This window comes from Mycobacterium sp. BK086, assembly GCA_004362315.1.
Lineage (GTDB): Bacteria > Actinomycetota > Actinomycetes > Mycobacteriales > Mycobacteriaceae > Mycobacterium.
In genome coordinates this window covers 46,252-59,821 of sequence record SNWL01000008.1, presented here as the reverse complement: position 1 = coordinate 59,821, position 13,570 = coordinate 46,252, and the positions used below count along the sequence as shown (strand labels likewise).

At 65.6% G+C, this 13,570-nt stretch carries 16 protein-coding genes; 8 read left to right on the top strand and 8 right to left on the bottom strand.

Going from position 1 to position 13,570, the window contains the following annotated elements:
• The first annotated feature begins 43 nt into the window (after positions 1 to 43).
• Complete coding sequence (locus EV580_RS26680; protein ID WP_133695170.1) at positions 44 to 352, top strand: hypothetical protein; 309 nt, start codon at positions 44 to 46, stop codon at positions 350 to 352.
• Between the two features lie 18 nt (positions 353 to 370).
• On the opposite strand, the gene EV580_RS26675 is transcribed toward EV580_RS26680, so the two are convergent.
• On the bottom strand, positions 371 to 1,339 hold the full coding sequence (locus EV580_RS26675; protein WP_286171867.1) for a putative antibiotic biosynthesis monooxygenase: 969 nt from the start codon (positions 1,337 to 1,339) through the stop codon (positions 371 to 373).
• 9 nt (positions 1,340 to 1,348) lie between these two features.
• On the opposite strand from EV580_RS26675, the gene EV580_RS26670 reads away from it, so the two are divergent.
• The 5 genes from EV580_RS26670 to EV580_RS26650 all read left to right on the top strand — a co-directional run bounded on the left by EV580_RS26670 (position 1,349) and on the right by EV580_RS26650 (position 4,924).
• Complete coding sequence (locus EV580_RS26670) at positions 1,349 to 1,696, top strand: hypothetical protein (RefSeq protein ID WP_133695169.1); 348 nt, start codon at positions 1,349 to 1,351, stop codon at positions 1,694 to 1,696.
• 126 nt (positions 1,697 to 1,822) lie between these two features.
• Positions 1,823 to 2,491 (top strand): GAP family protein, encoded by a 669-nt coding sequence (locus EV580_RS26665; protein WP_133695167.1) that lies wholly within the window; start codon positions 1,823 to 1,825, stop codon positions 2,489 to 2,491.
• A gap of 23 nt (positions 2,492 to 2,514) precedes the next feature.
• Positions 2,515 to 3,687, top strand: coding sequence for an FAD-binding oxidoreductase (locus EV580_RS26660; RefSeq protein WP_133695165.1), 1,173 nt, complete (start codon positions 2,515 to 2,517; stop codon positions 3,685 to 3,687).
• A 70-nt stretch (positions 3,688 to 3,757) separates the two neighbouring features.
• Positions 3,758 to 4,012, top strand: coding sequence for a hypothetical protein (locus EV580_RS26655; RefSeq protein WP_133695164.1), 255 nt, complete (start codon positions 3,758 to 3,760; stop codon positions 4,010 to 4,012).
• Positions 4,013 to 4,021: 9 nt separating this feature from the next.
• On the top strand, positions 4,022 to 4,924 hold the full coding sequence (locus EV580_RS26650) for an aldose 1-epimerase (RefSeq protein WP_133695162.1): 903 nt from the start codon (positions 4,022 to 4,024) through the stop codon (positions 4,922 to 4,924).
• Between the two features lie 79 nt (positions 4,925 to 5,003).
• Here EV580_RS26650 and EV580_RS26645 read toward each other — a convergent pair whose 3' ends face one another.
• The 4 genes from EV580_RS26645 to dnaK are packed head-to-tail and all read right to left on the bottom strand — an operon-like array spanning position 5,004 to position 9,070.
• Positions 5,004 to 5,375 (bottom strand): heat shock protein transcriptional repressor HspR, encoded by a 372-nt coding sequence (locus EV580_RS26645; RefSeq protein ID WP_133695160.1) that lies wholly within the window; start codon positions 5,373 to 5,375, stop codon positions 5,004 to 5,006.
• Complete coding sequence (gene dnaJ / locus EV580_RS26640) at positions 5,375 to 6,559, bottom strand: molecular chaperone DnaJ (protein WP_133695158.1); 1,185 nt, start codon at positions 6,557 to 6,559, stop codon at positions 5,375 to 5,377. The genes EV580_RS26645 and dnaJ overlap by 1 nt, the downstream gene beginning before the upstream one ends.
• A 34-nt stretch (positions 6,560 to 6,593) precedes the next feature.
• Positions 6,594 to 7,226 carry a nucleotide exchange factor GrpE gene (grpE, locus tag EV580_RS26635; RefSeq protein ID WP_133695157.1) on the bottom strand — a complete coding sequence of 211 codons (633 nt, stop codon included), beginning with the start codon at positions 7,224 to 7,226 and terminating at the stop codon, positions 6,594 to 6,596.
• A complete protein-coding gene (dnaK, locus tag EV580_RS26630; RefSeq protein WP_133695155.1) occupies positions 7,223 to 9,070 on the bottom strand; it encodes a molecular chaperone DnaK in 1,848 nt (615 codons plus the stop codon). Before dnaK ends, grpE begins: the two co-directional genes overlap by 4 nt.
• 811 nt (positions 9,071 to 9,881) lie before the next feature.
• Between dnaK and EV580_RS26625 the strand changes: the two genes are divergently transcribed.
• Positions 9,882 to 10,187, top strand: a complete 306-nt coding sequence (locus EV580_RS26625) for a hypothetical protein (protein WP_133695154.1) — start codon at positions 9,882 to 9,884, stop codon at positions 10,185 to 10,187.
• Entirely contained in the window at positions 10,184 to 10,468 is a 285-nt protein-coding gene (locus EV580_RS26620; RefSeq protein ID WP_286171866.1) for a hypothetical protein, read from the top strand. The genes EV580_RS26625 and EV580_RS26620 overlap by 4 nt, the downstream gene beginning before the upstream one ends.
• Before the next feature lie 30 nt (positions 10,469 to 10,498).
• Here EV580_RS26620 and EV580_RS26615 read toward each other — a convergent pair whose 3' ends face one another.
• The 3 genes from EV580_RS26615 to EV580_RS26605 are packed head-to-tail and all read right to left on the bottom strand — an operon-like array spanning position 10,499 to position 13,429.
• Complete coding sequence (locus tag EV580_RS26615; RefSeq protein ID WP_133695152.1) at positions 10,499 to 10,867, bottom strand: WXG100 family type VII secretion target; 369 nt, start codon at positions 10,865 to 10,867, stop codon at positions 10,499 to 10,501.
• A gap of 46 nt (positions 10,868 to 10,913) precedes the next feature.
• On the bottom strand, positions 10,914 to 12,341 hold the full coding sequence (locus EV580_RS26610) for an alpha/beta hydrolase (protein WP_286171865.1): 1,428 nt from the start codon (positions 12,339 to 12,341) through the stop codon (positions 10,914 to 10,916).
• On the bottom strand, positions 12,281 to 13,429 hold the full coding sequence (locus EV580_RS26605) for a lipase family protein (protein WP_208114667.1): 1,149 nt from the start codon (positions 13,427 to 13,429) through the stop codon (positions 12,281 to 12,283). The genes EV580_RS26610 and EV580_RS26605 overlap by 61 nt, the downstream gene beginning before the upstream one ends.
• Positions 13,430 to 13,570: the final 141 nt, after the last annotated feature.

The following is a 13,570-nucleotide window of genomic DNA, read 5'->3' as shown; positions in this document are numbered from 1 at the left end:
GAGGCATCTCCCGCTCAGCCATCTTCGAACATATGATCGAACGATGGTGGACCGGGTGTCGATCGGCTACACCGGGCAGCCGGTCCGGGAGCCGTTCCGCGTGGTCCGCCCCCCGATCCCGGTCCTGATCGACCTCACGGTGTTGTTCCCTCGCGAACCCCATCGCTCAGGGCGCTACCATCCGCACGGTCTGCAAATGCACAAGGTCGTCACCGGCACCCTGAGCTGCTGGGGCATCTGCGAGCAGGGCGACTGGTGGGGGTTGGTGACCTACGAGATCGCGTACGGATCCCGCGGGAAGGCGGTCACGCACTGGGTGCCGGCCTGGATGTTGCGGCGAAAACCCGGCTGACCGTCGGCCGATGAAAGGTCAACCCGCCCTTACTGATCCACTCAGCGACTGGAGTAGTCCCAATACTGCAGCCACGGCACGAGCGCGAACACAGCCAGCGTCACCAGGTAGCCGATCACCAGCACCCCACCACCCAGGATGCTGATGCGGATCCCCGCGCCGTCGATCGGATCGAGCCAGCGCCGGAATAGCCTTCCGGCCCATGGCATCAGCGCCCATTGCAGTGCCGCGACGCTGACGACCTGACTCACCCACATCGACAACCAGGGCGGCGCGCCGAGGCTGTCGATCGTAGGACCGAGGAACCGCGACCACAAGCATCACCGTCGGGTAGAGCACCAACAGGATCAGCATCGCGGTCTTCCAGTCGGGGGTGACCGCGGTGTGGCCGTTCTCGGTGCGCACCGTGCTGCCGAAGGTCGTCGTCGAGGACACCCGCGAGAATTCCCGGGTCAAGCTCGACCGCAGCGGTCCGAGCGCGGCCAACCGCTGGGGGGACTCCAGCCACGACACCAACTGGTGCTCGGTGCGAAACCGCAGCACCGCGAATGCTTCTCCGCCGTTTGGCGCAGGAAAGGTGCAGACCCCTTCGAATCCACTGAACTGCGCACTCACCTCGGCCAGCACCGCCTCGGCCGCCACGAATTCGTCGGCGCGATGCCGCGCCACGCTGTGCCGGAAGACCCCGACCCCGGCAGGCACTCCACCGTCGTCGCCGATCACCATATCCGATGTGGCACATAGAATTCCGCGTTGCACACCCGCACCGAGCAAGTGCCGGCGATCCGTGCTGTCCAGCCACTGGTGCAGTGCACGCGCAGAGGCGAACGTGACCGCGATACCCCAATCCAGGTGCTGGTTGTCCAAGACGGAGATCCGGAAGTCTGTCGAATCGGCTGCACTGGAACGCAATTCGTCCGCCCATGCGACGAAGTCGGCGGGATCGCCGGCCGGATGAAAGATGGTGACGACGGTCGCCGCGGTCATAAGGCCTAGGTGCGCCCGGCGTTCGGCGCGGATGTCGTCGCGTACGGGTTGGTCATGGTCACCGTCGTCGTGGGAGTGGAGGAGTCCGTCTCCGGCGGGCTCGTCTCCTCACCGGTGGTCTCAGACGGCGACGTCGTCGTCGAGGACCCGGAGGTGGGGTTCATATCGGTGGTCGAGATCCGCGTCGATGTGGTCCGCGACGTCGTGGACGTCTTACGAGAGGTGGTCGTGGTCGTGGTGTACGTGTTCGGTGCGTACGTCGCCGGAGCATCGGGACGCTGCGAGCTGTCCGCGGTGTCCATGACCGCCCAGACCAATATCACCAGCAGCACTACCGCTGCGACCCCGGAGACGTAGATCAAGGTGTTCTGCTGGCCGTCGTGGCCGTCGTCACCCTTTTCTTCGTCGGCATCCTTGCCCACGGGCAGAGATAGTACGGTCAGCCGTGGCCGCACGTTGTCCGACTATCGCCAGGAGGCACCTGTGACGACCAGTCTGGGTTCGGAATTGGTCGAACTGATCCCGCTGGCGCTCGTCATCACGTTGTCCCCGCTGTCGATCATTCCGGGCATTCTCATGCTGCACACGCCCTCCCCGCGGCCCACCAGCATCGCGTTCCTGCTGGGCTGGGTGCTGGGTATCGCCGGGCTGACGGCGGGGTTCGTGCTGGTGTCCGATGCCTTGGGTGGGCTCAGCAAGCAGCCGACGTGGGCACCGTATGTCCGCATCGCGATCGGTGCGGCCCTGATCGTGTTCGGGCTGTATCGGTGGTTCACCCGCAAGAAGTCGGCACACACCCCGGGCTGGCTGAAATCCATGACCACCATCGGCCCGGGACGCGCCTTCGCCACCGCAGTGGTGCTGGTGGTCATCAATCCCAAGGTCCTGTTCATGTGTGCGGCGGCGGGTCTGGCGATCGGCTCGGCAGGGCTGGGCACCACCGGGGCCTGGACCGCCGACGTGGTGTTCACCGCGGTGGCGGCGTCGTCGGTGGCACTGCCGGTGCTGGCTTATCTGGTGGCGGGCGAGAAGCTCGATGAACCGCTGACCAAACTGAAGAACTGGATGGAAGCCCAGCACGCGACGCTGGTCGCCGTGATCCTGATCGTCATCGGCGCCATGGTGCTGTACAAGGGCATTCACGGCCTCTAGCCGACCGGCCTAAGATCGCGGCCGTGGGCCTGGAGGATCGTGACGCGCTTCGCGTGCTCCAGGCTGCCTTCGAGAATTCGGGTGCCGCCGAGGCCGACTCCGAGGAACTGCTGCGCCGCATCTACACCCGGTGGTTCGCCCTCGACAGTGAAGTGCGTGATCTCTTTCCGCCCGAGCTGGCACCCCAACGCAGCGCGTTCGGCCAGGCCATGCACTGGGTGTTCGGCGAATTCGTCGCGCAGCGCGCCCAGGAACCGGTGGCCTTCCTTGCGCAGCTGGGACGCGACCACCGCAAATACGGTGTCACCGAACGGCATTACGACACCATGCGGCAGGCCTGGTACTCCACGATGCGCAGCCATCTGATCGACCGCTGGACCGGCGCGGTCGACGATGCCGCGGTGCAGGCCATCAACCTGATCACCGGCATCATGGCCGGTGCCGCCGACGCCGAGGACGGCCCCGCCTGGTGGGACGGCACCGTCTTGGAACATCACCGGGTGTCGCGCGATATCGCCGTCGTCCGCCTGCACCTGGACCGGCCGATGAGTTATCACCCCGGGCAGTACGTCAACGTCCAGATTCCCCAATGGCCACGGCGCTGGCGATTTCTGTCCCCGGCCATGCCTGCCGATCCGGACGGCCTCATCGAGTTCCACGTGCGCGCCGTGTCCGGCGGCATGGTCAGCAATGCGATGGTGGCCGAGACCCGGCCCGGCGACCGGTGGCGCCTGTCCAGTCCCCACGGCGCGATGGAGGTGGATCGCGCCGGTGAGGACGTGCTGATGGTGGCCGGCAGCACCGGGCTGGCGCCGCTACGCGCGCTGATCATGGACATGTGCCGGTTCGGGGAGAACCCTCGGGTGCACCTGTTCTACGGCGCCCGGTACCCCTGCGAGCTCTACGACCTGCGGACACTGTGGGAAATCGCGGCCTCCAACCCGTGGCTGTCGGTGTCCCCGGTGTCGGAGTACGCCGGTGACCCGCCGTGGGCCGCCGACTATCCCGACGTCCAGCCACCGCGCGGCCTGCACGTGCGCCAGACCGGGCGACTGCCCGATGTGGTGACCAAGTACGGCGCGTGGGGCGATCGCCAGATCCTGATCTGCGGCGGCCCCGCGATGGTGCGAGCCACCTACGACGCGCTCGTCGCCAAGGGCGCGCCGCCCGAGCGCATCCAGCACGACCCCGTCTGAAATTTGCCTCTTCCCATCGGCGGTGAATGCGACGAACATGGCGTGAGGGGGGTGGCAGTGAGGGGCTGAGATGACGTCTGCCGGTCCGGTCAAGACCGACGCTCGCGAACTCGACTCCATCGCATGGGAGTTTCTCTGCTCTCCGTACACCGGACGAACCTATTGGGATTGGTCCCTGGAACGCCGACTCGACACCTACCTGCACCACCAAGATCGTGACGACATCCTGAACAACGGTGCCGCTTACGCAACAGTGGTGGACCGGGTGATGGCCAATCTGAGTCGGGCTCGCCGCGACGGAATTCTGTCTCCGCTGCACCGCTAAACTCCGACGATGGTCGAGCTTGCGTCCGTCGTTCTGCGTGATCCGTCCTCACCACTGACCGCCACGTACGTGCCGTCGGCGGGCATGATCTGCACCTCGCTCGCCGAGGCCGGCGTCGAATACCTGGGCCAACGCCGTGGACTGGCGGCCTACCTGTCGGACGCGAAAACGATGGGCATACCGATCCTGTACCCGTGGGCAAATCGATTGAGTGCCAACGGATATGGCGTGGACGGCGGCTCGGTGACCCTGACGGCGGGTGTAGGCGGTGTCCACTCCGAGAACCACGGCCTGCCGATTCACGGCGTGCTGTCGGCCTACCCGGGCTGGGCCGTGACCGAACAATCCGAGAACCGGTTGACGGCCGAACTCGACTTCGGCAGCAAGCCAGGCTTACTGGCGAGCTTCCCGTTCCCCCACGTCCTCACGCTCGATGTCACGCTGGCCGACCGGACGCTTGCGGTCACGACCACGGTCGCGGCGACGACGGAGGTATCGGTGCCGCTGTGCTACGGCTTCCACCCGTACTTCGTCTTGCCCGGCGTGCCGCGATCGGAGTGGGTGCTGCAGACGCCACGGCTTCGCCATCTATCGGTGGACGAGCGGGGCATTCCGACCGGGCTCACCGACGAGTGGCCCGCATACTCGGACAAGCTGGGCGACAAGACATTTGACGACGGATTCGACGAGGTGCCGCCCGGAGCGGTCTTCACGCTCACGGGCGGCGACCGCCACATCGATGTGGTCTACGACCAGGGTTACCCGGCGGCGCAGATCTACGCGCCCGCCAGTGACGATCTGGTGGCCATCGAGCCGATGACAGCACCCACCAACGCATTACGCGCGGGTGGTCACCGCGCGGCAGACCCGGGCCGACCCGACGTCTCGGTGTTCACCGTCCGCGTTTCCTGATCTTGCTCACCGAACGTCACACTGGAGTCACGCTCGGCGCCGAACATCACTCTGGTGTGACGTTGGAGGCCGAAGCGACTCAGCGGCGCGGCTTCCAGACCACCAGCGCCGTGCTCTTCGGCACGACCGCCAGATCACGACGCTGGTTGGCGCGCAACGACTCCAGCTCGCCCATCATCTCCTCGACGCGGGACTGCAGCGCCTCGACCTGATTGGTCAGTTCGATGATCCGCTTGATCCCGGCGAGGTTGACGCCCTCGTCCTGCGACAGCCGCTGCACCTCGCGCAGCAGCTCGACATCGCGTTCCGAATAGCGCCGTCCGCCACCGGAACTGCGCCGGGGGCTGACCAGGCCGAGCCGGTCGTACGTCCGCAGGGTCTGCGCGTGCATACCGGCCAGCTCGGCGGCCACCGAAATCAAAAACGTCCGTGCTTCATCTGACGCAGCCATCAGCGGTTACCCGCCCATCCCGCCCGTGGATCGAAACCGCTGACCCGCTCGGCGGTCGCGTAGGCCTCCAACGCCTCCAGCGCCTGGCCTTCGAGGTTGGGTGGCACCGCGACCTTGACGGTGACCAACAGGTCGCCGTGGCCGCCGTCGCGCTTGGGCACCCCGCGCCCGCGCACCCGCAGGATCCGGCCGTCCGCGGTGCCCTTGGGCACCCGCACTCCGACCTTTCCCTCGAGGGTGGGAACGGAAAGCGTTGTCCCCAAAGCCAGTTCGGTGAAGCTGACCGGCACTGCCACGGTCAGGTCGTCACCGTCACGGCCGAAGACCTTGTCCGGCCGCACGTGCACGGTGACATACAGATCGCCCGACGGCGCACCGCGCAGCCCGGCTTCACCCTGGCCGGCCAGCCGAATACGCTGACCGTCCTCGACGCCCGGCGGGATCCGGACGTTGATCGTGCGGGTCCGGGTGGTCACGCCGGTGCCGTGGCACTCGTCGCACGGGTGCTCGATGATCGAGCCGCTCCCGCGACAGTCGGTGCACGGCTCGGAGAATCCGAACGCACCCTGGTTGCGGTTGATCACCCCGGAGCCATTGCAGTTCGGGCACACCTTCGGGCTGGTGCCCGGACGTGCGCCGCTGCCATGGCAATTCGTGCATGGCGCAGGGCTGGTCAGCCGAAGCGGCATCGCGACACCCTTGGTCGCCTCCAGGAAATCGAGATCGGTCTCGGTCTCCAGGTCCTTACCGCGCCGCGGCCGGCTGGGTCGCGGCGGAGCGCCACGCCCGAACAGGCCACCGAACAGGTCGCCGATGTTCGTCCCGCCGGTCTGGCCGGCGTTGTCGAACAGATCGTTCAGGTTGAACTCGCCGCCGTCGGAGCCATAGCTGCTGAAGCCGCCGAAACCACCGCCGCCGCCGTTGCCGCGGCGGCCGAAGCCACCGCCGGCGAACATCCGCCTGGTCTCGTCGTATTCCTTGCGTTTGGCCGGATCGGTCAGCACATCCCTGGCCTCGCCGACCTCTTTGTAGCGTTCGTCGGCTGCGGCGTTGTCCGGGTTGCGGTCGGGGTGATTCTCGGCGAGCAGCTTGCGAGCCACCCGCTTGATCTCGTCCTCGCTGGCGTCGGAGGAGACGCCGAGCACCTTGTAGAAATCCTTCTCAACCCATTCACGTTGAACCATGCCGCGTCACCTCCTCTCACCGTTCGTCATGTTGTTAGTTCGATTCTGCGTTCTGTGCGCCGCTCTGCTCGCCGTTGACGGGCGTGTCGGCTGATCCGGCATGTCCAGCCGGTCCATCGTCAACGGTGTCGACCACCCCGACGAGCGCGTGCCGCAGCACGAGGTCGCCGAGCTTGTAGCCCTGCCGCATCACGGTGCCGAGCACCGGCTTGGAGCCTTCGCCCTCGTGCTGCACGGCCTCGTGCAGCGACGGGTCGAACTCGTCGCCCTCGGCGCCGAATGACGTCAGGCCCAGCCCGGCCAACGCGGACGTCAGCTTGTCGGCGACCGATTTCAGCGGGCCGGATTCCAGGTCCCCGTGGCTGCGGGCGCGCTCGAGATCGTCGAGCACCGTGAGCAGCTGGTTCACCACCGTGGCTTTGGCACGCTCGCCGGCCACCTGCTGATCGCGCAATGCGCGCTTGCGGTAGTTGGCGAAATCGGCCTGCACCCGTTGGAGATCGGCAGTGAGTTCGGCGACCTTGTCGGCGTCCCCGCCGGGGCTCGGAGCCTCCGGCGCCGACCCACTGGGGGCCGGGCCGGAGGGCTCACGAACTTCGCCGGTCTGGGGATCGATTCGGCGCTTGTCGGTGACAGTTACCGGTTCGTCCTCGCGACCGTCGCTCACTTGCGCTCCTGATCCTCGTCATCCACGACCTCGGCATCGACGACGTCGTCGTCGGATGGGCCGCCCGCCGCGCCGGCCTGCTCGGCCTGCGTGGACTCATAGATCGCCGAAGCCAGAGCTTGCGACTCCTGGCCCAGCTTCTCCATGGCGGACTTGATCGCGCCGATGTCGGATCCGGCCAGTGCGGTCTTGGCATCGGTGACCGCGGCCTCAACCTTGGTCAAGGTGTCCTCGGGGACCTTCGACCCGCCCTCGGCGGAACGCTGCTCGGTGACGAACTTCTCCGTCTGGTAGACCAGCGACTCCGCCTGGTTGCGGACGTCGGCCTCTTCGCGACGCTTCCGGTCTTCTTCGGCGTGCGCTTCGGCGTCCTTGATCATCCGGTCGATCTCTTCCTTGGACAGGCCGGAGCCTTCCTGGATCTTGATCGTGTTCTCCTTGCCGGTGCCCTTGTCCTTGGCGGTGACGTGCACGATGCCGTTGGCGTCGATGTCGAAGGTGACCTCGACCTGGGGCACACCGCGCGGAGCCGGCGGCAGGCCGGTCAGCTCGAAAGAGCCGAGCAGCTTGTTGTGCGCCGCGATCTCGCGCTCACCCTGGTAGACCTGGATCTGCACCGACGGCTGATTGTCGTCGGCCGTGGTGAAGGTCTCCGACCGCTTGGTCGGGATGGTGGTGTTGCGTTCGATGAGCTTGGTCATCACGCCGCCCTTGGTCTCGATACCGAGACTCAGCGGTGTGACGTCAAGCAGCAGAACGTCTTTCACCTCACCCTTGAGCACGCCCGCCTGCAGCGCGGCACCGACGGCCACGACCTCGTCAGGGTTGACGCCCTTGTTGGGCTCCTGCCCACCGGTCATCTCCTTGACCAGATCGGTCACCGCGGGCATGCGGGTGGAACCACCCACCAGCACCACGTGATCGATGTCGCCCACCGAGATGCCGGCGTCCTTGATCACTGACTGGAACGGCTGCCGCGTGCGGTCGAGCAGATCCTGGGTGATCTTCTGGAATTCGGCGCGGGTCAGCTGCTCGTCGAGGAACAGCGGGTTCTTGTCGGCGTCGACGGTGATGTAGGGCAGGTTGATCGAGGTGCTCCCGCTGGAGCTGAGCTCGATCTTGGCCTTCTCGGCGGCTTCACGAAGCCGCTGCATGGCCATCTTGTCCTTGGTCAGGTCGATGCCGCTGGTGCCCTTGAACTTGTCCACGAGCCAGTCGACGATCCGGTCGTCCCAGTCGTCGCCACCGAGGTGGTTGTCACCGGAGGTCGCACGGACCTCGACGACGCCGTCGCCGATCTCCAGCAGGGAGACGTCGAAGGTACCGCCACCGAGGTCGAAGACCAGGATGGTCTGTTCCTTGCTGCCCTTGTCCAGGCCGTAGGCCAGGGCCGCGGCAGTCGGCTCGTTGACGATGCGCAGCACGTTGAGGCCGGCGATCTGGCCGGCTTCCTTGGTGGCCTGGCGCTGGGCGTCATTGAAGTAGGCGGGCACGGTGATGACCGCGTCGGTGATGTCCTCGCCGAGGTAGCTTTCGGCGTCCCGCTTCAGCTTCATCAGCACGCGGGCGCTGATCTCCTGGGCGGTGTAGTCCTTGCCGTCGATCTCGACGGACCAGTCGGTGCCCATGTGCCGCTTCACCGAACGGATCGTCCGGTCGACGTTGGTCACTGCCTGGTTCTTGGCGGGCTGGCCGACCAGCACTTCGCCGTTGCGTGCAAAGGCGACCACCGACGGCGTGGTGCGGGACCCTTCGGAGTTGGCGACGACGACAGGGTCGCCACCCTCCAGTACCGCCACGACGGAGTTGGTGGTCCCGAGGTCGATGCCGACCGCACGAGCCATGATGAATCCTCCTGATAGTTACGTCTTTGGGTCTGAGCGAACCAGGCTCAAGCCTGCCTCCGCCGGTAGGCGGCTGTCAAGCCATAGTTGAGTCTGATCCACTCAAGTTATCGAGACGGTCAACGGCAGGGATTCCGGATTTGTTCCCAGGGCGGATTGTCGATCGCACATCTCGGCGCCGAGATCGACGTCAGCGTGACCTGTTCTCGCACTTTTTCGCGCCAGCGTCGACTTCGATTCTGGAGCCCGAGTGAATACCGGCCGCACCCTGATGCCAGTAGGTTTGCTGACTGTGGGGATTTCGCTGGCGGATCTGGACCGGTGGGAGGCGGGGTTCCATTCTCGCGGTCGCTGCTGAGGGGCCACGGGTGGGTGGCAACGTCACTTCCTTCCCTGCGCTTGAGGTCTACAGCGACCGGAACGGAGCCACCACGCCGTTGCTGCAAACTTGGCCAAGCTATACCGACGACGCTTCAGGGCCGATGGTCGGTCTACTTCCTCATAAGGACGTTGGAGACCCCATGATCATCACCAGTTTCAATAGCGTCATACCGCAGATCGAGCCAGTGCACGGACCACAAGCGGTGCCCATCACGCCGCCGCTGTCGATTGTGCCCCCGGGGCAACTTCACCCCCTTCGGACCAGCGATTGCCGGTGACGTCCCCGTCATACGGACGTACACGCCATTGCGGGGCGACGAGTTCCTTACCCCACGCTGAGAGTGAGGAGTAACGACAATGGCAAGTTCAACAGTGAATCGTCCGCGGACGCCAAGACATTCATCGCTCGCTGAATATTGGAGGCACTGACATGGCAGACCGGGTCGTCGATTGGCGGAGAGCAACATTGGTCGGGGCGCTCGTCGGTGGCGTGTTCTGGGGGCTCGCAGCGGGTGCCATCCTGGCTTGGAAGGCATCTGCAACGGCAGTCGTCTCGATATGCGTCACCGCGGCGGTCATGGTGATCGCCGGAGCATTTGTGTACCGCCGCGGCGGAAATCCGCGTAATGGCGCCTTTGGGATTGGGTTGATTCTGGCTCCGCTCACCGGTGTGACGCCGGTGCTCGTGGTTTGGCTGCCCGGTCTGTTGACACACGCGATTTCGTGGAGAGGGTGACGACCATCGGTACACCGCCGCGCGCGACAACCGAACTCACAGGAGTCGAGGATCAGCATCCGGTTGCCCTGCTGACCGGACTGTTCCTCGGCTTTGCATCGATCCTTTTAACTCTCGGCTACTTATGGCCACTCGCGCCGTTGTTTCCCGCTGTGATTGCGGGTCTGGCAGCGGTGCTCCCATTCAAGAATCATTCGTGTGTCGCCCGAGGCGCGTTCTATGCGTGCCTGGGAGTCGTGGCGTTCGAAGCCGTATTCGTCGCGATTCTCCTACTGCGCTGACAGACGCACACCCAGAAAGCACATGGCGCGTTAACTGACGGCGTCCGATTGGTCTCCGACCCGCTTGAGTTCAGCAGCGCCGAGCTCATCCGTCGATTGAAACGTCCGGGCTGCTTGTTCGAGGTGCGCCGCCTGTTCGGTGAGCTCGGTGTGGTGCTTGTCGGCGACCTGCTGCCAGGCGGCAGACATGCGTACCAACGCGTCGGCCGAAGCGCCGACCCATCCGGATTCAGAATCGCTCAGGTCGATCATCGACTGCCGGTGAGAAGCCGACAGCGCTGTTGACTGCTCAGTGATATCGGATCCACCACGGATCAGGCCGTTGATATCTACCTTCAATTTGTCAGCCATGCGCCCCTCCACGGCAAAATCGATCAGCCAATATTTGGCCGCGTGCACGGCCCGCGGTAGTCAGTGTGCGGCCGCCTACCCGCGCCTCGCCCCGCTAGCTTCCGTCCGCCCCCGGTAGCGCCCTCGGTTTGACGTCCGGAGTGCCCAGCACGCCGGCCAGCCACGGCAACGCCGCGGCGAATCCGGCCCCGGCAGAGGGGAAATCGTGGCCACCCTGATAGCCCACCACCGAACATTCGATGTTGTAGCCGCTGAGCAGCGTGCACAGCTTATTGGCGTTGGTGGCGTGGTTCTCCGAGAACGAGTCCCAATCGGCGATCGCATCCGCCGAGGGTGGTGTGGTGCTGGCCGGGCGATACACGGTCGCCGTGTCCTCGGCGCCGGCCAGCCATGCCGACAGATGCGGGTAAGGCCCGTAATTGGTGATCACCGTCTTGGGATCGAAGGCAGCCCAGGCGTCCTGGTCACCCCCGAACAGTCGCGCGATGGTCTGTTCCTTGGTACCCGCGTTCGGGCCGAGCGTGCCGTCGAGCCAGACGAAGGCCCGGAACATATCGGGGTTGCGCGCCGCGGTGAGCAGGGCACACGTCGCGCCTGAAGACCAGCCGACTATGCCCCAGTTCTCACCCTTCGGGCTGACGCCGAACCGCGAGATCATGTAGGGCACAACATCTTTGGTCAGATGCGACGCGGCGTTGCCACGAACTCCGTCGACGCACTCGGTGTCGTTGTTGAAGCGGCCCGCGATATCGGGCAAGACGACCACCGGCGCGTTGCCATGATGCAATCCCGCGAAGGTGTCCAACGTCTGCAGCGCACTGGTGGACAGCAGCCAGTCGTCGGCATGGCCGAATTCGCCGCCCAGCATGATCACCGTGGGCAGCGGCGGCGGCGGGTTGCTGGCGAACCACGCCGGCGGGAGGTAGACCACCTCGGTCCGGTGCGCGAATCCCGATGCGTCCGAAGGACTGCTCATCCGCACCACAGTGCCGCGGGTCGGAATCTCCCCTGATTTCTGCAACGCGGCGAGCTGGGTTTCGTCGATCCACTGCGCGGGCTGGCTGTTTGTCGCCCGCAGCCACGCCGCGCGCACGGTCGGCAGATAACCCGTCGCGGTATTGACTGCAGCCGCGCAGCACACGAGAACCAGTAGCACCGACAGCAGCGCCACTCCCCTTCGCCACCAGGCACTTCCGCCCCAGCCGGCGATCAGGACCGTCACGGCGAAGCCGACCATGCCTGTCCAGAACACGGTGCCCACCGAGACGGGCTGGGCCGACCAACCCTGGTTCCTGACATAGAGCGCCACCGCGGCCGCGACGGCCACTCCGACCAGCACCGCGACCAGCAGCCAGCGCAGTAGCCACTGTCGCGACCGCCCGCGGCCGATCGCAACCACGATCGCGACGAGAGCCAACAGCTGCAGCGTCAGCGGGATCAGACCGCTGGTCAGCGACATGTTCATGGGCGGCCACCACAGTCGTTCGGGGCCGGATTGCCAGCGAATCGATCTGCGGCCCATGTCAATTGAGCCTCGGATGCCAGCTGTGGCTGCGGGTCCTTCTGGATGGTGATGGTGTCGCCGAACTTGCACGCGGCATCGAGGGCCGCGTCAGTCCACGCGGCTGGACTCAGCGGATCCGCATCGCCGTAGACGACCATCAACGGGGCCTGTGCGGGCGCCTGAGGCAGATCGATCTTCTTCAGGAACCCGCGCAGAGTGGCTGCCGCTTCGTCGGTTGTGGGCTGCAGGTCGGTGGCCGGAATCTGCGCGGCGATCTGCAGGGCGGTAGGGGCGGGTTGGCAGCCGAGCAGCGCGTCCCACTGCTGTTGTGCCGCGCCACGACGGAAGTCGTCCAGGTTGACGACGTCCGGATACTCGGTATGCAGTGCGGCCAGGAGGCGGGCCAGTTCGACCTTCTGATCGTCGCTCAAAGTGCCGTTCTGCGCGGCATCGGCAAGCCCGTCGACATCAGTAACCGGCGAAACACTCACCGAACCAACGAATTTGAGTTCACCGTTGTTGTAGTTGGCGACCAATTCATTTGCCGCCCATGCGGCCTGCCCGCCCTCACCAACCCCCATCGCCAACCACGATGCCGACGACTGCGGCACCGCCTCGTGGGCCGCCCGCGCCGCGTCGATCATGTTGTATCCGAGCGTCGTCGAATCCAGATAGGGGTGGTACTTGTCGCTCGGGGTCGTGGGGGCCGACGCCTTACCCAGGCCCTGGAAATCCGGCACCGAGACGACGTAACCCGCCTTCAACAAAGCCTCGACCGTCGGTGCCGCATCGAGCAGCGTCGGCGACAGCGACGGGGCGCACTCCGGACTCAAGCCCGTGATCCGGTGACCCAGCACCACGATGGGAAATCCGCCGCCTGGGGGACTGCCTTTGGGGACGAAGACCGACGCGGTGGGATGCGATTCCCAGTCGTTGATGCCCGAGCGTGAGATGTGGGTGACGATGTTCATCGACGCGGCTGCGTCGCGCAATGAGTCGACGACGTTCGTCAATGGGGCCGAACCGAGATTGTGCGCCGCGCTTTTCGCCGGTCCCGTCTCCGCGTGCCCGCCGCATGCAGCGAGAACAAACACCCCAGCAGACATGACCGCCAACCCCCGACGCCCCATCAGACTCCCTTGTCTCGTCTCCGGACTGATCGTAGCGGCGCTACCGCGCCATACCTGCGAGTCGAGTTTTTGACGGGAACGTCAGACTTGTCACAGGTTGAGCCAACCGCCAGACAC

What these genes read in the sequence shown, in the direction of transcription:
- EV580_RS26610 (WP_286171865.1), bottom strand. Translation starts at nt 12,341, where the DNA reads ATGGGCCGCAGATCGATTCGCTGGCAATCCGGCCCCGAACGACTGTGG.
- EV580_RS26680 (WP_133695170.1), top strand. Translation starts at nt 44, where the DNA reads ATGGTGGACCGGGTGTCGATCGGCTACACCGGGCAGCCGGTCCGGGAG.
- EV580_RS26655 (WP_133695164.1), top strand. Translation starts at nt 3,758, where the DNA reads ATGACGTCTGCCGGTCCGGTCAAGACCGACGCTCGCGAACTCGACTCC.
- EV580_RS26650 (WP_133695162.1), top strand. Translation starts at nt 4,022, where the DNA reads ATGGTCGAGCTTGCGTCCGTCGTTCTGCGTGATCCGTCCTCACCACTG.
- EV580_RS26605 (WP_208114667.1), bottom strand. Translation starts at nt 13,429, where the DNA reads ATGTCTGCTGGGGTGTTTGTTCTCGCTGCATGCGGCGGGCACGCGGAG.
- EV580_RS26645 (WP_133695160.1), bottom strand. Translation starts at nt 5,375, where the DNA reads ATGGCTGCGTCAGATGAAGCACGGACGTTTTTGATTTCGGTGGCCGCC.
- EV580_RS26625 (WP_133695154.1), top strand. Translation starts at nt 9,882, where the DNA reads ATGGCAGACCGGGTCGTCGATTGGCGGAGAGCAACATTGGTCGGGGCG.
- EV580_RS26675 (WP_286171867.1), bottom strand. Translation starts at nt 1,339, where the DNA reads ATGACCGCGGCGACCGTCGTCACCATCTTTCATCCGGCCGGCGATCCC.
- dnaJ (WP_133695158.1), bottom strand. Translation starts at nt 6,559, where the DNA reads ATGGTTCAACGTGAATGGGTTGAGAAGGATTTCTACAAGGTGCTCGGC.
- dnaK (WP_133695155.1), bottom strand. Translation starts at nt 9,070, where the DNA reads ATGGCTCGTGCGGTCGGCATCGACCTCGGGACCACCAACTCCGTCGTG.